The organism is Massilia sp. Root418 (genome assembly GCF_001425265.1).
Taxonomy (GTDB): Bacteria; Pseudomonadota; Gammaproteobacteria; order Burkholderiales; family Burkholderiaceae_D; genus Rugamonas.
This window is the reverse complement of record NZ_LMEC01000023.1, coordinates 188313-208633: the sequence shown is the minus strand read 5'-3', so window position 1 is coordinate 208633 and position 20321 is coordinate 188313. Positions and strand designations below refer to the sequence as shown.

The window sequence follows — 20321 nt, the reverse complement described above, 5'->3', positions numbered from 1 at the left end:
CCCGGCGGGCTAGAATGTGCACACGAATAAAGTACACAAAGCAAGAGGAGTATGCAAATGGACAAGCAGGCAACGGAACAGGCCATGCCGGCGCTGGACCGGCTGGCGGCGGAGGTCGGCACAATTCTGCACGGCAAGGGCATGCTGCTGGCCACGGCCGAATCCTGCACCGGCGGCGGCGCGGCGCAGGCGGTGACGGAAATCGCCGGCTCCAGCGGCTGGTTCGAGCGCGGCTTTGTTACCTATTCGAACGCGGCCAAGAGCGAGCTGCTGGGGGTGCCGTCCGGCCTGATTGCGCAGCACGGCGCCGTCAGCGAGGAGGTGGCGGCGGCCATGGCGGTGGGCGCGCTGGCGCACAGCGCGGCGCAGGTGGCGCTGTCGACCACCGGCATCGCCGGGCCGGGCGGCGCGGTGGCCGGCAAGCCGGTGGGCACGGTGTGCTTCGGCTGGGCCGGGCCGGCCGGGGTGCGCACCGAGCGCCTGGTGTTCAGCGGCGACCGGCGCGCCGTGCGCGAGCAGGCCGTGGCGCATGCACTGCAAGGGCTGCTGCGCTTTTTGGTATAGTGCGTGCCGGGCAAGCCTAACTAATTACAGAGAAAACTCGATGCAGAACACCGTACATTTCATCCTGCAGGGCAAAGGCGGCATCGGCAAGACCCTGGTCTCGACGATACTGGCGCAATGGCTGGCGGCCAAGGACGACACCCCGCTGCGCTGCTACGACACGGACCAGGAAAACGCCACCTTCTCGCGCTACAAGGCGATGGATGTCAAGCACGTGCCGGTGATGACGGAGGCGCGCACCATCGACCCCAAGCGCTTCGACGCCCTGATGATCGACATCCTGGAAGAAGACGGCAACTGCGTGATCGACAACGGCGCCAACACCTTCTCGCCGCTGGTGGCCTACCTGATCGAGAACGACTGCTTCACGCTGTTGCAGGAATCGGGCCGCAAGGTCTACATCCACACCATCGTGGGCGGCGGCGACACGCTGCACGACACCGCCATGGGCTTCCTGTCCACCGCCAAGTCGACCTCGGTGCCGCTGGTGCTGTGGGAAAACGAGCATTTCGGGCCGCTGGTGTCGGCCTCGGGCAAGTCCTTCATCGAATCGCAGACCTATGCCGACAACGCCGCGCGCGTGGTGGGCCGCGTGGTGCTCACGCAACGCAATGCCGACACCTTCGGCGCCGACATCAAGAAGATGAACACGGCGCGCCTGACTGCCGAGGAAGTCAAGGCCAGCGACAAGTTCAACGTGATGGAAAAGCAGCGCATCAAGGTGGTGTTCCGCGACCTGTTCGAACAGCTCGACAAAGTGAGCTGGTAAGAGGACCGCGCCATGGACCAGCACAAGCTGCGCAGTCTCGTGTTTGAGAAAACCGGGGTCAAGGTCGATATCGACGATCCCATCTTCGCGCTGGTGGCGCTGAACGAGGCGGTGCTGGCCGAATCGGTGGAGCGCCATATCGCGCGCATCGACGCCGCCTCGCAGGAACTGGCCGAGCAGGTGCGCGCCGCGGGCGGCCTGGCGCCGGCCCGCGCCGCCGCCGCCGGCTTCGAACCCGCGCCGGCGGCGCCGGTGAAAGCCATCGCCACCCAGTCGCTCCTGGTCACGCCGCGCGAGCAGCGCCTGCTGGTCGCGGCCGCAAGCCTGGCGCTGCTGGCGGCGCTGCTGGTGGTTGGCCTGCAGGCGCTGTTCAAACCCGCCGCCCTGCCGCCGCCCGCGCCCGCCGCCCTGACGCAGCAGCAGGCCGACGCCCTGGCCCGGGCCGACAAGCTGGCCCGCGCCATCGACAAGCTGGACCCCAAGACCCGCGCCCAGATCCAGGCCGAGCTGCAAAAATAGCCTCCTCCGGTAGTGTGCTAACATGTGAACACCTATTCACATGTTGAGCTATGTGCACACCACCCGAATCCGACGCGGCCATCGCGCAGCTGGCCGACCTGTTCCACCTGCTGGGCGATCCCACGCGCCTGCGCATCGTGCTCGCCTGCGTGGCGGCGCCGGTGGCCGTGGGCGACATCGCCGCCTCGCTGCAGCTGAGCAGTTCCCTCGTCAGCCACCATTTGCGCCTGCTGCGCGCGGCCCGCATCGTCAAGTCCGAGCGCCAGGGCAAACAGGTCTTTTACTCCGCCGCCGACGCCCACATCAGCGGCGTCCTCCACGACATGCTTGAACATATAGACGAACCGGAATAAGCCATGCCACACGACCACGACCACCAGCACGAAGCGCAGCGCGGCCACGGCCGCACGCACGACCACAAGCATGGCCACGCGCACGACCACGACCAGGACCATGACGACGAGCGCGACCGCGACCACCGGCATGCGCGCGGCCACGGGCATGAGCACGGACATGAGCACGGGCACGGGCATAAGCACGACCATGAGCACGGGCATGGCCACGGCGGCCATCACCACCACCATGGCGACCCGAACAGCCAGGGCCGCGCCTTCGCCATCGCCATCGCGCTGAACACGGTGTTCGTGGCCATCGAATTCGGCTACGGCTTCATCGCCAACTCCACCGCGCTGATGGCCGACGCCGGGCACAACCTGTCGGACGTGCTGGGCCTGATGCTGGCCTGGGGCGCCGCCATCCTGGCCAGGCGCGCGCCCAACCAGCGCTACACCTACGGCCTGCGCAGCAGTTCCATGCTGGCCGCGCTGTTCAATGCCATGCTGCTGATGGCCGCCTGCGGCGGCATCGCCTGGGAAGCCGTGCAGCAGCTGATGAACCCGACGCCGGTGCAAGGCCTGACGGTGTCGGTGGTGGCGGCGGTAGGCATCGCCGTGAACGGTTTCTCGGCCTGGCTGTTCATGGCCGGTGCCAAGGACGACCTCAACATCCGCGGCGCCTATCTGCACCTGGCGGCCGACGCCGCCATCTCGCTGGGCGTGCTGGTGGCCGGCCTGGTCGTGCTATGGACCGGCTGGAGCTGGCTGGACCCGCTGGTCAGCATCGCCATCGTGTTCTTCATCGTGGTGAGCACCTGGTCGCTGCTGCGCGAGGCGCTCAAGCTGGTGCTGGCGGCGGTGCCCGATTCGGTGAACGCGCCGGAAGTGGAGCGCTTCCTGCGCGGCCGTCCCGGCGTCAACGAAGTGCATGACCTGCACATCTGGGCCATGAGCACCACCGAAACCGCGCTCACCGCCCACTTGGTGATGCCGTCCGGCCATCCGGGCGACGAAGCGCTCGACGAGATCGCCGCACGCCTGCAAGCCGACTTCTCGGTGCACCACTGCACCCTGCAGGTGGAAATGGGCACCACCGACCACGCCTGCTGCCTGAAGGCGCCCTGAGGCGGCAGGCGCGCGCCGGCTGCTTAGCTTACTGGTCGGCCAGCCCGGAGAACAGCGCCGTGCTCAGGTAACGCTCGCCGAACGAAGGAATGATGGTGACGATCAGCTTGCCCGCGTTCTCGGGCCGCTGCGCCACCTGGATGGCCGCCCACAGCGCGGCGCCCGAGGAAATGCCCACCATCAGGCCCTCCTGCGCGGCCGCCGCGCGCGCGGTGGCGAAGGCGTCCTCGTTCTTCACCCGTATCACTTCCTGATAGACATGGGTGTTCAGCACGGCCGGCACGAAGCCCGCGCCGATGCCCTGGATGGGGTGCGGCCCCTTCGGCCCGCCCGACAGCACCGGCGACGCGTCCGGCTCCACGGCGATGCACTGGAACGCCGGCTTGCGCGCCTTGATCACTTCGCCCACCCCGGTGATGGTGCCGCCGGTGCCCACGCCGGCCACCAGGATGTCGGCGCGGCCGTCGGTATCGCGCCAGATTTCCTCGGCGGTGGTACGGCGGTGCACGTCCGGATTGGCCGGGTTGTTGAATTGCTGCAGGATCAAATAGCGCGGGTCCGACTCGGCCAGCTGCTCGGCGCGGCGGATGGCGCCCAGCATGCCCTCGGCGCCCGGCGTAAGTATCAGCTCGGCGCCATAGGCGCGCAGCAGCATGCGGCGCTCGCGGCTCATGGTGTCGGGCATGGTGAGCGCGCAGCGGTAGCCGCGCGCGGCGCACACCATGGCCAGCGCGATGCCGGTGTTGCCGCTGGTGGGTTCGAGGATGATGGAATCGGGGCGGATCTGCCCGGCGGCTTCGGCGGCCTCGATCATGGCCAGGCCGATGCGGTCTTTCACGCTGTGCGCGGGGCTGTAGAACTCGAGTTTGGCAAGGATTTGCGCCGGTGCGCCGGCGGCCATCCGGTTGATGCGAACCAGCGGCGTGTTGCCGATCAGTTCAGTGACGTCGTTGGCAATATTCATGGCGTGGCTCCGCACGAGTGGCTGGAAGCCCCAGTCTACGCCGAATTGCGGGCCGCGCACCAGCGGGCGCGCGGCCGGTCCCGCATTATTTCACGTCCAGCAGTTCCACTTCAAAGGTAAGCGCCGAATTGGGCGGGATCTCGCCGGCCGAGCGCGGGCCGTAAGCCAGTTCCGCCGGGATGATGAGGATGCGCTTGCCACCCACTTTCATGCCCTGCACGCCCTGGTCCCAGCCCTTGATGACCTGGCCTTTGCCCAGCGTGAATTCCAGCGGCTCGCGGCCGATGGAGCTGTCGAACTTCTTGCCGCGCTGGTTCTTGGCCAGCGGGCGATACAGCCAGCCGGTATAGTTCACGCGCACCAGATGGCCGGCGGTGGCTTCCTTGCCGGCGCCGACTTTCACATCGTTGACGATCAGGGAATCGGCGGCCGGGCCGGGCTGGGCCGAGCCGACCACCACCGGCGCGGGTGCGGCTGCGGGTGCGTCAGCGGGCGCGGCGGCGGTGGCGGGCGCCTGGCCGGCGGCCTGCGCCAGGGTGGCGGTGGCGGCGAAAAGGAGAGCGAACAAAACGGAACTACGGGCCATGATGTATTCTTTCGTTGAAGTTTCAAGCGACGCACATGATAACAAATCAGCCACCCGATGCAATTATTCAGCCGTCCGGCCACAAGCTTTTTTTCGCGCTGTGGCCGGATGAGGACACGCGCGCCGCGCTCGCGGGCCTGCAGCCGCTGGCGCCGGGACGCGCCATCGCGCCGGCCAAGCTGCACTTGACGCTGGCCTTCCTGGGGCAGCAGCCGGCCGCCGCGCTGGCGCCGCTGCTGGCGATACTGGAAGGGCTGGCGGTGCCGGAGCTGCGGCTGCGGATCGATTGCCTGGGCTACTTCCAGCGTCCACGCATCGCCTGGGCCGGCATGTCGACGCCGCCGCCGGCGCTGCTGGCGCTGCAGGCCGAGCTGATGGCGCGGCTGGAAGCGGCCGGATTCTCAGCCGCCACGCACGGCCAATTCAAGCCCCACGTCACGCTGGCGCGCGACGCCCAAAGCGCCCCGCCCGCCACCCCGTTCGCGCCCGTGCCCTGGCGCGCCGCCGAAGTCGCGCTAGTCGAATCCTTCCCCAGCGGCATCTACCTCCCCATTGCCGTAAAACATGCGTAAGTAAATCAAGCCCTTACGCAGGCGAGCTAAGCCGCATTTTTCCCCAATTCGGGGTCAGACCCCGAAGTGGGGAAAATGCGGCTCAGGCTGCTTGGGGGGTGGGGGTGGCGGCTTGGGCGGCGAGTTTGTTGAGCACGTGGCCGGCGGCGACCATGCCGAAGGTGGCGGTGACCACCACGGCGGAGCCGTAGCCGGCGCAGTTCAGGCCCGTCACGGCGCGCTCGTCGCCGTCGATCGAGCACGCTTCGCCAGTGTTGGGCAGCTGCAGCGGTTCCATCGAGAATACGGCGTCGATGTGGTATTTGTTCTTCATGCCGGGCGGGAAGCCGTAGTCGCTGCGCAGGCGGCGCCGCACTTTCTTGAGCAGCGGCTCTTGCTCGGTCTTGGACAGGTCGCGCACTTCGATCTTGGCCGGGTCGGTCTTGCCGCCCGCGCTGCCGATCACGATCAGCGGAATCTGGTGGCGGTGGCAATGCGCCACCAGCGCCGTCTTGGCCTTGGCGCTGTCGATGGCGTCGACCACGTAGTCGTAGCGGCCCACGCCCACCATCTGCTCCAGGTTATCCGGCTCGATGAAATCTTCCACCTGGGTCACCTGGCAATAGGGGTTGATCTGGGCGATGCGCTCGGCCAGCGCGTGGATCTTGGCCTGGCCCACGGTGCCGGTCATGGCCTGGATCTGGCGGTTGATGTTCGATTCGGCCACGTTGTCGAGGTCGATCAGCGTCAGGCGGCCGATGGCGCTGCGCGCCAGCGCCTCGACAATCCAGGAGCCGACGCCGCCCACGCCGATGACGCAGATGTGGGCGTTGCGGAAGCGTTCCAGCGCCGGCTGGCCGTACAGGCGGCCGATGCCGCCAAAGCGGCGCTCGAAGTCGACCTCAGGGTTTGGGGGGGATGTCAGTGCAGTCATGCCGCCATTTTAGCGGACGCGGGCGGAAAGGATTTATTCTAGAATGGCTGACTATCCATAGCCAACCCGACGAGCCCCACCATGAGCACCTCCCTGATCGACACGGCGCCCGACTTCGGCCAGCCCATCGCCGTCCTGAAGCATTGCCACGACCGCATCCGCAAGCAGCTGCAGACCCTGCAGAACCTGCTGGCCCACCTGCCGCAGCACGGCGCCGACGAGCAGGCGCGCCAGGCGGCGCAGGCGGTGCTGAAATACTTCAGCAACGCCGCCCACCTGCACCACGAGGATGAAGAGCAGAACCTGCTGCCCATGCTGGACGCCACCGCGCGCGGCGAGGATGCCGCCGTGCTACACGATCTGGTGCCGCGCATCCTTGCGCAGCATCAGCAAATGGACGCGGATTGGCATATAATAAAATCACAACTTAACAAAATTGCCACAGGGACAGATACGGCCCTGTCCGCTTCAGCGGTGGCGCAGTTCGTGGCCGACTACACCGCCCACATGGAGCAGGAAGAACAAAAGATCGCGCCGATGGCCAAGCGGCTGTTCAGCCCGGCGCAAATGCAGGAACTGGGCGAGGCGATGCAGGCGCGCCGCGGCCTGGCCCCGGCAGCGGCGCCCCAGGCGGCCGCCAAGGCGGTGGCGGCCGGCGTGGACATCGCCGACCTGCGGCTCGATTACGGCCGCGCCAGCCTGGATGAAACGGATACGCTGGACCACCCTGTGGACCAGTTCGCCAAATGGTTCGATGAAGCCATGAAAGCCGAAGTGCTGGAAGCGAACGCCATGAGCGTGGCCACCGTGGGGGCGGACGGCAAGCCCACCTCGCGCATCGTGCTGATCAAGCAGTACGACGCGCGCGGTTTCACCTGGTACACCAATTACGAGAGCCAGAAAGGCCGGCAGCTAGCGCAGAACCCGCATGCGGCCCTGCTGTTTTTCTGGCGCGAGCTGGAACGCCAGGTGCGCATCGAGGGCCGCGTCGAGAAAACCTCGGCCGAGGAGAGCGACAAGTATTTTTACAGCCGGCCCGTGAAGAGCCAGTTGGCGGCGATCGCTTCGCAGCAAAGCGAGCACATCGACAGCAGGAACGCGATGGAACAGAATTATGCGGCCGTGGAAGCGGCCAGCGGCGGCCAGCCGCAGCGCCCGCCGCACTGGGGTGGCTACCGCCTGGTGCCGGAGCGGGTGGAGTTCTGGCAGGGCCGCCGCTCGCGCTTCCACGACCGGATTGTATTTACGCTGCAAGCGGACGGCAGCTGGAAGAAGGAGCGCTTGCAGCCCTGACCATGGGAGGCAACCGTGTTCGCGCAAAACCGACTCAGCGCATGGATGGCAGGCGTCCGGCATCAAATCGCCACGCCCTTGCGCATCGAACTGTGGAACGGCCAGCAGTTCGATTTTTCCCCTGAGCCGCCGCGCGTGACGATACGGCTGCCGCACGCGTCGGCCGCGCGCTACCTGCTCACGCCGTCGCTGTCGAACCTCGGTTCGGCTTACGTGGAAGGCCTGATCGAGGTGCGCGGCGCGGCGCGCGACATGATCGCCGTGGTGAACGCGCTGGCGCGCTCCACGCTCAAGGAGCGCGGCCGCTTCGCCCGCATCGCGCGCAACTTCAGCCACGACCGCAAGAAGGACGCGGAGGCGATCCGCTACCACTACGACGTTTCCAACGCCTTCTATCAGCAGTTCCTGGACCCGGCCATGGTGTATTCCTGCGCCTATTTCGAACGCGGCGACGAGGACCTGGCCACCGCCCAGGCCAGGAAAATCGACCACATCCTGGCCAAGATCCGGCTGCAGCCCGGGCAGACGCTGCTCGACATCGGCTGCGGCTGGGGCGCGCTGGCCATGCGCGCGGCGGAGCGCTACGGCGCGCGCTGCGTCGGCATCACGCTGTCGCAGAACCAATATGAGCTGGCGCGGGAACGGGTGCGCGAGGCGGGCCTGGCGCACTTGGTGGAGATCCGGCTGGAGGATTACCGCGACGTGCGCGGCCGCTTCGACCGCATCACCAGCGTGGGCATGTTCGAGCACGTGGGCCTGAAGCATTTGCCGGACTATTTCAGCACCATGAACCGCCTGCTGGCGGAGGATGGCGTGGCCATGAACCATGGCATCACCAGCACCGATCCGGACAACGGCGAAACGCCGTACGGCGGCGGGGAATTCATCGACAAATACGTGTTCCCGCACGGCGAACTGGTGCACCTGGGGCAGGTGCTGAAAGCCATGCAGCAGGGCGGCCTGGAGGCGTATGACGTGGAGAACCTGCGGCGCCACTATGCGCGCACCTGTTCGATCTGGACCGACAATTTCGAGGCCAACGCGGATAGCATCAAGGCGCTGGCGGGCGAGAAGCGCTTCCGCATCTGGCATGTGTACCTGGCGGGCTGCGTGTACGGCTTCGAGCAGGACCTGCTGAGCTTGTACCAGATCGTGTGCGGCAAGGCCGGGCGGCATCCGCGCGCCCTGCCCTGGTCGCGCGGGTATATGTACCAGCAGCAGCCGTTGCCATAACCCGGGCGCGGATCAAGCGGGGCCCCCAGGGAGCGGGGCGCCAGCGGCCAGGGCCTCGCACAGCGCGGCGTAGAGCTGCTGCAGCGCCGCCTCCAGGGCGGCCATGCTCCGGCTGTCTGCCGCGGCGATGGCGCGCGCGGCGCCGAAATTCATCAGCACCCCCTTCAGGCTGTGCACGGCGCGCGCCGCGCCTTCAACGTCCTGCGCGGCCAGCGCGTCCGCCACGTCGCGCCACAGCTGCGGGCCGTCCTGCAGGAACAGCGCGGCCAGTTCGCGCAGCAGCTCCGCGTCGCCATCGAGCCGCTGCAGCGCGGCTTGCCAGTCCAGCACCGGCGGGCCGCCATGTTCACCGCACCCGTCACCGCGCGCGTCACCGCGCCCGCCGCCATATGCGCATGCGGCGGTGCAGCGCTCCAGCGCTTCGCGCAAGCGCGCCAGGCTGATGGGCTTGGACAGATAGCCGTCCATGCCCGCTTCCAGGCAGCGCTCGCGGTCGCCCGCCATGGCGCGCGCAGTCATGGCGATGATGGGCAGGCGTCCGCGTCCCGGTTCCGCGGACTGCTCCCTGGCCTGTTCCCACAGGCGGATGTGGCGGGCGGCGGCCAGGCCGTCCAGGCCGGGCATCTGCACGTCCATCAGCACCGCGTCGTAAGCCACGCCGGTGGCGTATTCCAGCGCCGCCACGCCGCTGTCGACCAAGGTGGCGCGGTGGCCCAGTTTTTCCAGCAGGCGCAGCGCCAGGCGCTGGTTGACCGCGTTGTCCTCCGCCAGCAGCACCCGCAGGCTGCCGGCGCGCGCCTCGGCCGGCGCGCCGGGCTGGCCAGCCGAGGCGGCGGCGCGGCGGTCGTGGCCGCTGCGCGCATCGCCCCCCTCGGGCACCGGCAGTGCGCGCGGCGGCGCCTGCTGGACGGCCAGCGGGGCGGCCGGCGCCACGCCGGTGTGCCGCAGCGGCACCGTGAAGCTGAAGGTGCTGCCCGCGCCCGGCGCACTGAACACGCCGATCTGGCCCTGCATCAGGATCACCAGCCGGCGGCAGATGGTCAGCCCCAGCCCGGTGCCGCCGTATTCGCGCGTGGTGGAGCCGTCCACCTGGGCGAAGGCTTCGAAGATCAGCTTCTGCTTCTCCAGCGGGATGCCGATGCCGGTGTCGGTCACCGAGAAGGTCACGTCGCAGCGCTGGTCGTCCTCGCGCCCGGGCGCCGCCGCCACCGTGACGCTGCCGGCAGCGGTGAACTTGATGGCGTTGCCGATCAGGTTGATCAGCACCTGCCGCAGCCGGCCCGGGTCGCCCTTCACGGCGCGCGGCAGCGAGGCCGGCAGCTCGCAGCGCAGCGCCAGCCCCTTCTGGCGCGCCCGCAGCGCCATCACGCGCACGCTGTCCTGCACCATCTGGCGCAGGTCGAAAGGCACGTCCTCCAGGTCCAGCTTGCCGGCCTCGATCTTGGAAAAATCCAGGATGTCGTTGACGATGGCCAGCAAGGCATCGGCCGAGGCTTTCACCAGGCCGATGTCGGCGCGCTGCTCGGGGGTGAGGCCGGACTCCAGCACCAGCTCCGTCATGCCCAGGATGCCGTTCATCGGCGTGCGCACCTCGTGGCTCATATTGGCCAGGAACTCGCTCTTGGCGCGGCTGGCCGCTTCGGCCGATTCCACCGCGCGCTGCATGGCGTCGCGCGCGGCGCGCTGCTCGCTGATGTCGATGAAGTAGCCCAGCATATAGCTGCGCCCGCCGCTGTTGATGACGCTGCGGCTGACCAGCACGTCGCGCGGCGGGTCAAAGCTCATCAGGCGCCGTTCGCTGGTCACCATGCGGCCGCTGCGCCAGGCCAGGCTGTCCTCGGCGCGCGTGGCCTCGGCCCAGCGCGGCGAGGCGATATGGTCGATGGTGCGGCCCAGGATTTCCTCGCGCGTGCGCTGCGTGAATTCCTCGAAGCGCTTGTTAAAACGCAGGAAGTGGCCCTCGCGGTCCTTCAGGAACACCGGGATGGGCAGCTGGTCCAGGATCTGCTCGGTGAGCTCCTGGCGGTGGCGCACGTCTTCCTCCGATTCCGGCTGCGGCTGCGGCGGCAGGCCGGGGCCCGGGCCCGGATCGGCGCGCTCGCCTTCCACCAGCAGGGCCAGCAAGCCGTTGGCCAGGGTGGTTTCGCCGATGGCGCGCAGCTGCGCCAGGCGCTGCTGCATTTCCGCGTCGTCCTGCGCGCCCAGCGCGCGCTGGACCAGGTTGAGCAGGCGGGCGTACTGCATGGCGGCGCAGCCGGCCGGGCCTCAGGCCGGCCGGCCCTCGTCCCGGTAGCGCGCGCTGATGGCCAGCACCTCGCCCCAGCGCGCCAGCAGCGCGTTCACGCAGCGCGCATCGAAATGGCTGCCGCTGTTGTCCAGCAGGTACTGGCGCGCCTGCTCCATGCTCCAGGCCTGCTTGTAGGGGCGCACGCTGGTGAGGGCATCGAACACGTCGGCCACGGCCACGATGCGCCCCACCAGCGGAATGCGCTCGCCGGCATGGCCGTTCGGGTAGCCGCCGCCGTCCCAGCGCTCGTGGTGGCTCAGCGCGATCTCGGCGGCCAGCTGCAGCATGCGCGCCTGGCTGCCCTTCAGGATGTCGTAGCCCATTTGCGCATGCTGGCGCATCACCGCCATCTCCTCCGCGTTCAGGCGGCCCGGCTTGAGCAGGATCTGGTCCGGCGTGCCGACCTTGCCCACGTCGTGCATGGGGGCCGCGTTCAGGATGTCCTCCTGCTCCTGCTCGGACAAGCCCAGCTCGGCGGCGATCAGGCGCGAGTAATGCGCCATGCGCAGGATGTGGGCGCCGGTTTCGGGATCGCGGTATTCGGAGGCCCGCGCCAGCAGCATGATGGTTTCGCGCTCGCGCGCGCGCAGTTCGGCGGTGGCCTTGCGCACTTCGTCGCGCAGGCCCACGGTGGCGCGGCGCAGCTGCAGCATGTTGCGCGTGCGGGCCAGGAATTCCACCTTGTCGATCGGCTTGATCAGGAAGTCGCTGGCGCCGTTTTCCAGCGCGCGGTGGCGCACGTCCACGTCGGTGCTGGCGGTGACCATCAGCACCGGCGGGCGCTCGCGCGGGTCGGCGTGTTCGCCATGGGCCAGCGCCGCGATCAGCGCCAGGCCGTCCATGTCCGGCATCATGTAGTCCAGGATCAGCAAATCCCAGGCATGGCTGTTGCACCAGTCCAGCGCCGGGCGCGCGGCCTGGAAGCTGACGGTTTCCACGCCATCGAGCTTGCCGATCAGGCGCGACATCAACACCAGGTTGATGTGGGTGTCATCGACGATCACGACCTTCATGGCAGCCACGCTTTTCCGCGTTGTTGTCTGTTGTTATAAGGGCCCGGCGGCGCCGGCGCTATTTCAGGCGGCTGCCGTAGGTCTTGCGGAACTTGGCTACCTTGGGCGCCACCACGAAGGCGCAATAGCCTTGCAGCGGATGCTGCGCGAAGTAGTTCTGGTGGTAGTCCTCGGCCGGGTAGTAGGGCTGCGCGGGCGACAGTTCGGTGACGATGGGCGCGTCCCACACCACCGCCATTTCGGCGATCACCTGGCGCGCGGTGGCCTCCTGCTCCGGCGACTGGTAATAGATCACCGAGCGGTACTGGGTGCCGGCGTCGTTGCCCTGGCGGTTCAGGGTGGTGGGATCGTGGATGGTGAAGAAGATTTCCAGCAGGTCGCGGTAGCTGATGACGGCCGGGTCGAACTCCAGCCTCACCACTTCGGCATGGCCGGTGGCGCCGGTGCACACCTGCTCGTAGCTGGGGTCGGGCTGCTGGCCGCCGGTGTAGCCCGATTGCACGCTGAGCACGCCGCGCACTTCCAGGTACACGGCTTCGAGGCACCAGAAACAGCCGCCGCCGAGCACGGCCACGTCGGTCGCCGCCGCATTGCTAGTCATACCGCCCCTCCCTGTACAGAGTATGCCTTGATGATGACTAATGTAACGCAAAGCGCAGGCGCATGCACCTGCAAATGCTGTGCAGTGCGGTTCTTTGGCATAATGTTGGAAAATACAGGTTCCCCATGAATATTAGCTCCCCCCGTGCCGACTCGCGCGAATTCGATACGCTGCACTTCCGCCAGGCGCTGGCCCAGTTCGCCACCGGCGTCACCGTCATCACTACCCGCCTGGCCGACGGCAGCTTCCGCGGCCTGACTGCCAGCTCCTTCAATTCGGTCTCGCTCGATCCGCCGCTGGTGCTGTGGAGCCTGGCCAACGGCGCCAACAGCCTGCCCATCTTCACCGGCAATTCGCACTACGTGATCAACGTGCTCAACGCCAGCCAGGCGCACCTGGCCAAGCTGTTCTCCAGCCGCGGCCAGGATCCCTGGAGCAGCGTGGAGTACGAGCTCTCGCGCACCGGCCAGCCCATCCTGAAGGGCGCGGCCGCGTGGTTCGAATGCCACAACCGCAGCCGCTACCCGGAGGGCGACCACGTCATCTTCGTGGGCGAGGTGGAGCACTGCGAATCGGCCCCGCAGGCGCCGCTGGTGTTCCACGGCGGGCAGTTCCGGGGCTTGCTCTGAGCCGGCGCGCCAAGCGGCGCTAAAAAACGGAAATTGGTGTCGCCATTTGAAAAGCGCGGCGCAGGCCGCCGCTCTAGAATGCTGGGATCATTCACCAAAACCAGAGACTAGGACACACGATGAGCCACGCCCGCGCGCAATTCCACTGGGACGATCCCCTGTTGCTGAACGACCAGCTGACCAGCGAGGAGCGCATGGTGCGCGACGCCGCCGCCGCTTACTGCCAGGACAAGCTGGCGCCGCGCATCCTGGAGGCGTTCCGCCACGAGCGCATGGACACCAGCATCTTCCGCGAGATGGGCGAACTGGGCCTGCTCGGCCCCACCATCCCGGAGCAGTACGGCGGTCCCGGCCTGAACTACGTCAGCTACGGCCTGATCGCGCGCGAAGTCGAGCGCGTGGACTCGGGCTACCGCTCCATGATGAGCGTGCAGTCCTCGCTGGTGATGGTGCCCATCTTCGAATTCGGCACCGAGGAACAAAAACAGAAATACCTGCCCAAGCTGGCCACCGGCGAATGGATAGGCTGCTTCGGCCTGACCGAGCCGAACCACGGTTCCGACCCCGGCTCCATGATCACCCGCGCCAAAAAAGTCCCCGGCGGCTACGCGCTGTCCGGCGCCAAGATGTGGATCACCAACTCCCCGGTGGCGGACGTGTTCGTGGTGTGGGCCAAGGACGATGAAGGCGCGATCCGCGGCTTCGTGCTGGAAAAAGGCATGGCCGGCCTGTCCGCGCCCGCCATCCACGGCAAGTTCGGCCTGCGCGCCTCGGTCACCGGCGAAATCGTGATGGACAATGTGTTCTGCCCGGAAGAGAACGCCTTCCCGGACGTGCGCGGCCTGAAAGGCCCGTTCACCTGCCTGAACTCGGCGCGCTACGGCATCGCCTGGGGCGCGCTGGGCGCGGCCGAAGCGTGCTGGCACACCGCGCGCCAGTACACCATGGACCGCCAGCAGTTCGGCCGTCCGCTGGCCGCCAACCAGCTGGTGCAGAAGAAGCTGGCCGACATGCAGACCGAGATCACGCTGGGCCTGCAGGGCTGTCTGCAGCTGGGCCGCATGAAGGACGCCGGCACCGCCGCCGTGGAAATCACGTCCATGATGAAGCGCAACTCCTGCGGCAAGTCGCTGGACATCGCCCGCGTGGCGCGCGACATGCTGGGCGGCAATGGCATTTCCGACGAGTTCGGCGTGATCCGCCACATGGTGAACCTGGAAGTGGTCAACACCTACGAAGGCACGCACGACATCCACGCGCTGATCCTGGGCCGCGCCCAGACCGGCATCCAAGCCTTCCAGTAACAAAAAAATGGGGTCAGGGTTAATTAAATAATTAACCCTGACCCCATTTTCGGGGAAACCGCCTAGCGGCGGTTTTTTTCGCCCGTGGCGCTTAGAAGTGGTAGCCGACCGCGACGGCGAACGACAGCGGGTCGAGCGCGGCGTCCATGGTCTGGCCGGTGGAGTAGCGCGCCGAGGTCTTCAGCTTGGTCTTGACCACGTTCACGTCCGCGAACCACTTGGCGTTGATGGCCATGGTGGCGCCCAGCTGCGCGCTGACGGCCCACTTGTTCTTCATCGAGAAGGTGGACGGGTCGCCGCCCGGGTTGAGCAGCGCGGTCAGCTGGCCGGAGCCGGTTTCCTTGCGGAAGTAGGCAAACGTCGGGCCCACGCCGGCGTACGGGCGGATCCTGGCGCTTGGCTCGAACAGGTGGTATTGCAGGAACACGGTCGGCGGCAGCACTTCCGACGAGGCCAGCTGGCCGGTGCCGGTCAGCGAACCGGCGCCGTAGATCTTGTGCTTGTAGGGCAGGCCCAGGTCCAGCTCGACCGAGATATTGTCGGTCAGCATGCGGCCGATGGTGAAGATGGGCTGGGTGTCGGCGCCGATGTCGGCTTTGCTCTCCGGCAGCGCCGGCGCGCTCACCACGCCGCTCTTGACCTTGGGCGTGATCTTGTTGATACCGGCTTTCACCACCCACTCGCCGGCCGCCTGCGCCGAGGCGCCCGAAGCGGCGCCCATGGCGGCGGCCAGCGCCAGCAATTTCACTGCGTGATTGATACGAATTTTCATCTTGTCATGTCTCCAGAATTGCAGTGATTACAGCCAGCCCTTGACGACCATCTTCTCGGCCACGTAGCGCGCCAGCAGCTGGTGCAGGAACGGGGTCGGGTGCACGGTGTCGGCGTAGGAGTAGTGGCTGACGTCGCCTGCTTTCAGGTTCGACGCGTTACACGCCAGCGAGCTGCTCAGCGGGTTCTTGGCCGGGGTCAGGTCGCACGCGGTTTCCTTGACGTTGGTCAGGCCGTACGGCGCCGGATTGGTGGCCTGGGTGTGGCTTTCGGCGAAGGTGTCGATGATCAGCACGCTGTCGGTGGTGCCCAGCTCGGCGCTCAGGGTGTCGTTGAAGGCCTTGACCATGGCGTTGATCAGCGCGCGCGACGATTCGGACTGCGACAGGCCGGACGGCGTGTTGGCCACGTCCGGGATGTTGTTGACCACCACGTACTTGGCGCCGTTGGCCAGGATCTGGCTTTTCACCAGGGCCGAGATGTCCTTGGCGGCGGTAACCATGGCCGGCACCAGCGCCGGGCCGTTGGCGGCGGCGTAGTCGGCACCGGCTTTGGCGCCGGCGGCGGCGCCGTCGGCCTTGGCCTTGTCGACGATGGCTTTCTGCGTGGCCGGCAGCGCGGCGCTGGTATTGCCGGCCAGGACGGCGGCAGTCACGGCAGCGGTCACCACCGAGGTTTCGGTCTTGGTGGGCTTGGCGTTTTCCGTGGCCAGCGCCAGGCCGATGGCGGCAGCGGCGGTTTGCGGATTGGTGGCGCCGGCCGCCAGCTGGGCAACCAGGCTGTTGGCGAAAGCGGTGTTGCCGGCGGCGGTGCCGGCGGCGGTGGCCGCGGCCGACAGCCCGCCCAGGCCGACCAGCAGGTCGTTATTGCCGCCCCAGACGAAGACGATCTCGTCACCCTTGAACTTGCCGCCCACGGCTGCCAGGTGGTTCTTCACCTGGGTCACCACGGGCACGGTCAGTGCGCCCACTTCGCTGCCGGTGAGCTTGTGGCCTTCGCCGACCGGGTTGGTGACGCGCGCGCCGCCCTGGCCATAGGCGTAGCAGCCGGTATGGTTTTGCACCGGCACGCTGAAGCCCTTGGCGGCATTGCCGTCCAGGCCGGTCTGCGCGGCGCAGGGGGCCGGCAGGCCGAACTGGGCGGCCAGCAGCTCGATCCAGATCTTGCCGGTCAGCGCAGGCGCGGCGGCGCTGTTGTTGCCGTTGATGGTGAATTTGCCGCCGCCCAGGGCTGCCACGGTGCCGACCTTGTAGCTGCCGACGTCGGACAGGCTGTCGCCGAACGACACCTGCGAGGCGAATTTGACTTTGAGGGTTTGGTCGCCGGGGCTTGGGCTGCCGCTGCCGCAAGCGGCCAGAATAGCCGAAGCCATGACCGCCAGGGCCAGTTTGGTGTGACGCATTGTATCTCCTGAAAAAAATTTTCTTGTTCTAAACGCACGAGCGTGCTATTTGCAACCCAACTAATATGCCAGCCCGGACCGAGGTTGTATAGCGCATTTTTGTAAATTGGGCAGCGTAGCCTAAACGGCTACTTAGTTGCTTTCAAGATACAACTCAGCGCGCGCGGAAAAAGTCGCGCGCGGCCCGCAGGCAGAATGGTGCCACCAGGCCGGCGTGGTAGGCGTCGCGCACGGCGGCGTCGCCGGAGCCGCCGCTGAGGGCGGCATTGGCGCGCACCGCGGTTTTGGCGGCCAGGAAGCCCAGCTTGGGCTGGCTGTAGTCGTCGCCGAACAGCGACGGCGTGGAGTCGACATTAACCACGTGCAGCGTGCCGGCGGCATTTTGCGCGCGGAAGTAGTCGGCCGCCGCGCTGGTGTTGTAGTAGGGAACGAGGGGGTCGGCGTCGCCGCCGCACAACAGTAGCGGCGCTGCCGGCGTGTAGCTGCGCAGGTCGTTTTTCTTCAGCCACTGGCGCAGCGTATGCTGCGGCGCGCAAGCGAGCGCATTGGCAGCGTTGGCGGCAGTGGTGCCGGCGCCGCAGGGCTGTTGCTGCAGGTCGGCGTTGTAGCTGTCACGGTAGCTGGTGCGCACCAGGTGGCCGTTTCCGAAGAAGGCCTTGCTGCCATCGGCCTGCGGCAGCGAGTTCAGGGCGAACAGCGCACTGGCGGGCAGCCTGCCCTGGCTGGCGAGGTCGCCCAGGCTGACCGTGCCGGGCAGGATGTCTTCGATGGCGGCGGCGTACGGCGCTTCATAGACGTCGCCGGGACCGGCGTACAGGCGCGCGCCGGCGTGCTGGCCCGCGTTGACCAGCATGGGCAGGAAGGCGGTGGCACCCAGCGTGGGGGCGCCGCCGAACATGGCGTCGCCGAACTTGAGCAGCGCGTATGGGCCGGACAGGCCGGCGGCGGCCGTCACGGGAAACTCGGCTGCATGCCGCGTCTGCATGGCGCGCTGGGTGGCCAGCGCCACGTAGCCGCCCTGGGAATAGCCGGTGACGTAGAGCTGAGCCGTGGCGCTGGCGCCGATCTGGCCGAAGGCGGCGCGGGCGGCGCGCAGGCCGTCCACCATGTCCGCCGATTGCTGTTCGGCGTCCAGGTAGGCGTGGTAGCCCAGCGTTGAGCCGGCGTAGCCCGCGTAATTGGGCGCGACCACAAGATAGCCCTGGGCGGCGAAGATGGCGGCGATCAGGCGCGCCTCGGTGCCGTCCAGCTTGCTCATATCGTAGGATTTCAGCGGCGACGTGCCGTGCGCGTACAGCAGCACCGGGCGCGCGCCGCTGCAGGCGGAGTCGGCGCCGGTCGGGCGCATGACGGCGGCGCTGGCTTCGGTGTCTTCGCCGGCCGAGCCGATGGTATGGTAGCGCACGGTATAAGTGCTGACGCCGCACAGCGGCGTGCTGGTAATGCCGCTCATGCCGCTTTGCACGCTTTCCAGCATTTGCTTGAGCGCGCCTGCATCATAAGCGGAGACGGCGGCCGCGCCGCCGACAAGATTGCCGCGCTGGGAAGGCGCCACCACCACCGGGATGGTGGTGCCGGGGCCGGCGGGACCGCCACCGCCGCTGCCGCCCCCTGTGCCGCCGGCGCCGCCGCAGCCAGCCAGTGCGGCCAGTGCGGCCGCTGCGGCCGCCATTACTGAATTCGCAACAATCTTCTTGTAAAACATCCCAACTCCGCTGATTTCTTCGTCAAATCAGCATAGCAGAGTCAGGGCATTGCAGATTGGAAAAAGCTGCGCGCAGCCATCAGACAGAACTGCGCGGCCAGCCGGCTGTGGTATCGATCGGACACCGCCTTGACAGGATCATTACCCTTTTTGACAGCATCGGCGCGCATCGTGTCGCGTTCCTTCGCGAAAGCTTGCTTGAACGGCAAATACGGGTCGCCCTCTTCCGGCGTTTCCAGGTCCACCAGCACCGGGGCCGCGCCATGCGCCTTGAAGTAGGCATGGGTGGCGGCGGTGTTGGCGAAGGGCACCACCGGGTCTTTGCCGGCGCCGCACAGCATCAGCGGCGAGGACGGCGTGTAGGTGCGCAGATCGTTGCGCTGCATCCATTTGCGCAGATTGTGCTGCGGGCTGCAGGCCAGCGGTTCGGCCGGGTCGCGCTCGCAGGGGTTGCTGGCCATGTCCTGCAGGTAGGCGTTGCGGTAGCTGGTGCGCACCAGGTTGCTGTCCGCGAAAAAGGCGGAGGCGTCGGCCGCCTGCGGCTGCGAGTCGCGCGCGAACAGCGCGCCACCCTTGGGCAGCCTGCCTTTGCTGACCAGGTCGTCCAGCCGCACCTTGTTGGGCAGCAGGCTTTCGATGCCGCTGGCGTAGCGCGCTTCGTACAGGTCCTCGGGGGCCGCGTACAGGGCGGCGCCGGCGCGCTGGCCGGACGTGGTGAGCAGCGGCAGATAAGAGGTGACGCCAGTGTTGGGGTGGCCGCTGAAGATGCTGTCGGCCATTTTCACCAGCGCGTAGGGACCGGACAGCGCGGCGGTGGCGGTGACGGTGAATTCGTCGGCGTGCTGCAGCTGGATGGCGCGCTGCGTGGCGAGCGCGACGAAGCCGCCCTGCGAATAGCCGGTGAGGAAGAGCTGCGGCGACGGATGCGCGCCCAGCGCGGCATAGGCGGTGCGCGCGGCGCGCAGGGCGTCCACCATGTCGCCGGCTTGCTGCTCGGCGTTCAGGTAGGGGTGATAAGGCAGGCTGGAGCTGCCGTAGCCGGCGTAGTCGGGCGCCACCACGATGTAGCCCTGGGCCGCGAACATGGAGGCGATCAGGCGCGCTTCGCCGTTCAGGCGGGCCATGCTGAAGGTTTTGTCGAGCACGGTGCCGTGGGCATACAGCAGCACGGGCCGCGGCCCGCTGCACTCCGGGCCGGTGCCGGAGGGCAGCATGATGACGGCGCCGGCGTCGGCCGGTTCGCCCTGCCCGCCCACGGTCTGGTAGCGCATGCTGTGGACGGCGATGCTGCAGCGCGGCTCGCCGGTGACGGCAAGCAGGCCGTCGCGGCGCTTGAGCAGGGTGCGCAGCAAGGCCGGCTCCAGCTTGTGCACCGTATCCGTGATGAGATCGATGGGCACGACCGTGGGCCCGGCGAGCAGGGTGCCCCGCGGCGGCACGGGGCGCCCGGCGGCGGAGATGGGAGCCGGGGTCCGGGCCGGAGCCAGGGCCGGGCCGGGAAGCGGGCTTGCGCCAAGCGTGGCAGGCGAGGCAGCGGGCGAAGCGAAGAGCGAGGCGGCGGGTGTGGCGGCCCCGCCCGGTTTGGGCATGCTGACAGGGGCGAGCACCGGGGGCGCGTCCGGGACCGGGGGCGCGCCGGCGGCCAGCAGCGCCGCAGGAGCGCCGGCCAGCGCCGCCGCCAGCCAGGCATACAAAGTTGGGGTCATGGCGACCTCCTCTACTTGCTATGCGCGCCG

Annotated in this window: 20 protein-coding genes; 10 read left to right on the top strand and 10 right to left on the bottom strand. The window is 67.8% G+C overall.

Translation table 11 applies throughout. The features are described 5' to 3' along the window. The first annotated feature begins 57 nt into the window (after positions 1–57). Genes ASC94_RS24400 through ASC94_RS24380 form a run of 5 tightly spaced genes read left to right on the top strand, consistent with a single transcriptional unit; the run spans position 58 to position 3312 of the window. Positions 58–564 carry a CinA family protein gene (locus ASC94_RS24400; RefSeq protein WP_229417389.1) on the top strand — a complete coding sequence of 169 codons (507 nt, stop codon included), beginning with the start codon at positions 58–60 and terminating at the stop codon, positions 562–564. A gap of 40 nt (positions 565–604) precedes the next feature. Further along, on the top strand, positions 605–1333 hold the full coding sequence (locus ASC94_RS24395; RefSeq protein WP_056402049.1) for a hypothetical protein: 729 nt from the start codon (positions 605–607) through the stop codon (positions 1331–1333). A gap of 12 nt (positions 1334–1345) precedes the next feature. Continuing rightward, positions 1346–1852: a hypothetical protein gene (locus ASC94_RS24390; protein ID WP_056402046.1), complete on the top strand. Its 507-nt coding sequence runs from the start codon at positions 1346–1348 to the stop codon at positions 1850–1852. A 50-nt stretch (positions 1853–1902) separates the two neighbouring features. Next, positions 1903–2205 carry a helix-turn-helix transcriptional regulator gene (locus tag ASC94_RS24385; RefSeq protein WP_056402043.1) on the top strand — a complete coding sequence of 101 codons (303 nt, stop codon included), beginning with the start codon at positions 1903–1905 and terminating at the stop codon, positions 2203–2205. A 3-nt stretch (positions 2206–2208) separates the two neighbouring features. Continuing rightward, positions 2209–3312: a cation diffusion facilitator family transporter gene (locus ASC94_RS24380; protein ID WP_056402039.1), complete on the top strand. Its 1104-nt coding sequence runs from the start codon at positions 2209–2211 to the stop codon at positions 3310–3312. A 28-nt stretch (positions 3313–3340) separates the two neighbouring features. Here ASC94_RS24380 and cysK read toward each other — a convergent pair whose 3' ends face one another. Together cysK and ASC94_RS24370 are read right to left on the bottom strand one after the other, a co-directional pair. After that, the gene (gene cysK, locus ASC94_RS24375) at positions 3341–4276 is read right to left on the bottom strand and encodes a cysteine synthase A (RefSeq protein ID WP_056402037.1); all 936 of its coding nucleotides are present in this window, start codon (positions 4274–4276) and stop codon (positions 3341–3343) included. 85 nt (positions 4277–4361) lie between these two features. Next, positions 4362–4862: an FKBP-type peptidyl-prolyl cis-trans isomerase gene (locus ASC94_RS24370; RefSeq protein WP_056402034.1), complete on the bottom strand. Its 501-nt coding sequence runs from the start codon at positions 4860–4862 to the stop codon at positions 4362–4364. A 35-nt stretch (positions 4863–4897) separates the two neighbouring features. On the opposite strand from ASC94_RS24370, the gene thpR reads away from it, so the two are divergent. Next, the gene (gene thpR, locus ASC94_RS24365; RefSeq protein ID WP_056402031.1) at positions 4898–5434 is read left to right on the top strand and encodes an RNA 2',3'-cyclic phosphodiesterase; all 537 of its coding nucleotides are present in this window, start codon (positions 4898–4900) and stop codon (positions 5432–5434) included. A gap of 82 nt (positions 5435–5516) precedes the next feature. On the opposite strand, the gene tcdA is transcribed toward thpR, so the two are convergent. Next, positions 5517–6347 carry a tRNA cyclic N6-threonylcarbamoyladenosine(37) synthase TcdA gene (tcdA, locus tag ASC94_RS24360; RefSeq protein WP_056402029.1) on the bottom strand — a complete coding sequence of 277 codons (831 nt, stop codon included), beginning with the start codon at positions 6345–6347 and terminating at the stop codon, positions 5517–5519. 81 nt (positions 6348–6428) lie between these two features. Between tcdA and pdxH the strand changes: the two genes are divergently transcribed. Together pdxH and ASC94_RS24350 are read left to right on the top strand one after the other, a co-directional pair. Beyond that, positions 6429–7640 (top strand): pyridoxamine 5'-phosphate oxidase, encoded by a 1212-nt coding sequence (pdxH, locus tag ASC94_RS32050; RefSeq protein WP_082616813.1) that lies wholly within the window; start codon positions 6429–6431, stop codon positions 7638–7640. A 15-nt stretch (positions 7641–7655) separates the two neighbouring features. Next, positions 7656–8873 carry a cyclopropane-fatty-acyl-phospholipid synthase family protein gene (locus tag ASC94_RS24350; protein ID WP_056402026.1) on the top strand — a complete coding sequence of 406 codons (1218 nt, stop codon included), beginning with the start codon at positions 7656–7658 and terminating at the stop codon, positions 8871–8873. Between the two features lie 12 nt (positions 8874–8885). On the opposite strand, the gene ASC94_RS24345 is transcribed toward ASC94_RS24350, so the two are convergent. Genes ASC94_RS24345 through msrA form a run of 3 tightly spaced genes read right to left on the bottom strand, consistent with a single transcriptional unit; the run spans position 8886 to position 12774 of the window. Then, on the bottom strand, positions 8886–11117 hold the full coding sequence (locus ASC94_RS24345) for a PAS domain-containing hybrid sensor histidine kinase/response regulator (RefSeq protein ID WP_056402023.1): 2232 nt from the start codon (positions 11115–11117) through the stop codon (positions 8886–8888). Between the two features lie 21 nt (positions 11118–11138). Beyond that, the gene (locus tag ASC94_RS24340; RefSeq protein WP_056402022.1) at positions 11139–12173 is read right to left on the bottom strand and encodes an HD-GYP domain-containing protein; all 1035 of its coding nucleotides are present in this window, start codon (positions 12171–12173) and stop codon (positions 11139–11141) included. 58 nt (positions 12174–12231) lie between these two features. After that, positions 12232–12774, bottom strand: a complete 543-nt coding sequence (gene msrA, locus ASC94_RS24335; protein WP_056402017.1) for a peptide-methionine (S)-S-oxide reductase MsrA — start codon at positions 12772–12774, stop codon at positions 12232–12234. A gap of 125 nt (positions 12775–12899) precedes the next feature. On the opposite strand from msrA, the gene ASC94_RS24330 reads away from it, so the two are divergent. Next, positions 12900–13403, top strand: coding sequence for a flavin reductase family protein (locus tag ASC94_RS24330; protein ID WP_056402015.1), 504 nt, complete (start codon positions 12900–12902; stop codon positions 13401–13403). A 119-nt stretch (positions 13404–13522) separates the two neighbouring features. Continuing rightward, entirely contained in the window at positions 13523–14707 is a 1185-nt protein-coding gene (locus tag ASC94_RS24325) for an acyl-CoA dehydrogenase (RefSeq protein ID WP_056402012.1), read from the top strand. Between the two features lie 91 nt (positions 14708–14798). Here ASC94_RS24325 and ASC94_RS24320 read toward each other — a convergent pair whose 3' ends face one another. The 4 genes from ASC94_RS24320 to ASC94_RS24305 form a co-directional block, all read right to left on the bottom strand. Then, positions 14799–15479 carry an OmpW family protein gene (locus ASC94_RS24320; protein ID WP_200955814.1) on the bottom strand — a complete coding sequence of 227 codons (681 nt, stop codon included), beginning with the start codon at positions 15477–15479 and terminating at the stop codon, positions 14799–14801. 27 nt (positions 15480–15506) lie between these two features. Next, positions 15507–16880 carry an SGNH/GDSL hydrolase family protein gene (locus ASC94_RS24315; protein WP_056402008.1) on the bottom strand — a complete coding sequence of 458 codons (1374 nt, stop codon included), beginning with the start codon at positions 16878–16880 and terminating at the stop codon, positions 15507–15509. A 154-nt stretch (positions 16881–17034) separates the two neighbouring features. Then, positions 17035–18552, bottom strand: coding sequence for a S9 family peptidase (locus ASC94_RS24310; protein ID WP_082616812.1), 1518 nt, complete (start codon positions 18550–18552; stop codon positions 17035–17037). A gap of 74 nt (positions 18553–18626) precedes the next feature. Continuing rightward, a complete protein-coding gene (locus ASC94_RS24305) occupies positions 18627–20291 on the bottom strand; it encodes a S9 family peptidase (protein WP_082616811.1) in 1665 nt (554 codons plus the stop codon). Positions 20292–20321: the final 30 nt, after the last annotated feature.

What these genes read in the sequence shown, in the direction of transcription:
- ASC94_RS24385 (WP_056402043.1), top strand. Translation starts at nt 1,903, where the DNA reads ATGTGCACACCACCCGAATCCGACGCGGCCATCGCGCAGCTGGCCGAC.
- pdxH (WP_082616813.1), top strand. Translation starts at nt 6,429, where the DNA reads ATGAGCACCTCCCTGATCGACACGGCGCCCGACTTCGGCCAGCCCATC.
- ASC94_RS24320 (WP_200955814.1), bottom strand. Translation starts at nt 15,479, where the DNA reads ATGAAAATTCGTATCAATCACGCAGTGAAATTGCTGGCGCTGGCCGCC.
- tcdA (WP_056402029.1), bottom strand. Translation starts at nt 6,347, where the DNA reads ATGACTGCACTGACATCCCCCCCAAACCCTGAGGTCGACTTCGAGCGC.
- ASC94_RS24315 (WP_056402008.1), bottom strand. Translation starts at nt 16,880, where the DNA reads ATGCGTCACACCAAACTGGCCCTGGCGGTCATGGCTTCGGCTATTCTG.
- ASC94_RS24390 (WP_056402046.1), top strand. Translation starts at nt 1,346, where the DNA reads ATGGACCAGCACAAGCTGCGCAGTCTCGTGTTTGAGAAAACCGGGGTC.
- thpR (WP_056402031.1), top strand. Translation starts at nt 4,898, where the DNA reads ATGATAACAAATCAGCCACCCGATGCAATTATTCAGCCGTCCGGCCAC.
- ASC94_RS24395 (WP_056402049.1), top strand. Translation starts at nt 605, where the DNA reads ATGCAGAACACCGTACATTTCATCCTGCAGGGCAAAGGCGGCATCGGC.
- ASC94_RS24400 (WP_229417389.1), top strand. Translation starts at nt 58, where the DNA reads ATGGACAAGCAGGCAACGGAACAGGCCATGCCGGCGCTGGACCGGCTG.
- cysK (WP_056402037.1), bottom strand. Translation starts at nt 4,276, where the DNA reads ATGAATATTGCCAACGACGTCACTGAACTGATCGGCAACACGCCGCTG.
- ASC94_RS24310 (WP_082616812.1), bottom strand. Translation starts at nt 18,552, where the DNA reads ATGGCGGCCGCAGCGGCCGCACTGGCCGCACTGGCTGGCTGCGGCGGC.
- msrA (WP_056402017.1), bottom strand. Translation starts at nt 12,774, where the DNA reads ATGACTAGCAATGCGGCGGCGACCGACGTGGCCGTGCTCGGCGGCGGC.
- ASC94_RS24370 (WP_056402034.1), bottom strand. Translation starts at nt 4,862, where the DNA reads ATGGCCCGTAGTTCCGTTTTGTTCGCTCTCCTTTTCGCCGCCACCGCC.
- ASC94_RS24330 (WP_056402015.1), top strand. Translation starts at nt 12,900, where the DNA reads ATGAATATTAGCTCCCCCCGTGCCGACTCGCGCGAATTCGATACGCTG.
- ASC94_RS24305 (WP_082616811.1), bottom strand. Translation starts at nt 20,291, where the DNA reads ATGACCCCAACTTTGTATGCCTGGCTGGCGGCGGCGCTGGCCGGCGCT.
- ASC94_RS24345 (WP_056402023.1), bottom strand. Translation starts at nt 11,117, where the DNA reads ATGCAGTACGCCCGCCTGCTCAACCTGGTCCAGCGCGCGCTGGGCGCG.
- ASC94_RS24340 (WP_056402022.1), bottom strand. Translation starts at nt 12,173, where the DNA reads ATGAAGGTCGTGATCGTCGATGACACCCACATCAACCTGGTGTTGATG.
- ASC94_RS24325 (WP_056402012.1), top strand. Translation starts at nt 13,523, where the DNA reads ATGAGCCACGCCCGCGCGCAATTCCACTGGGACGATCCCCTGTTGCTG.
- ASC94_RS24380 (WP_056402039.1), top strand. Translation starts at nt 2,209, where the DNA reads ATGCCACACGACCACGACCACCAGCACGAAGCGCAGCGCGGCCACGGC.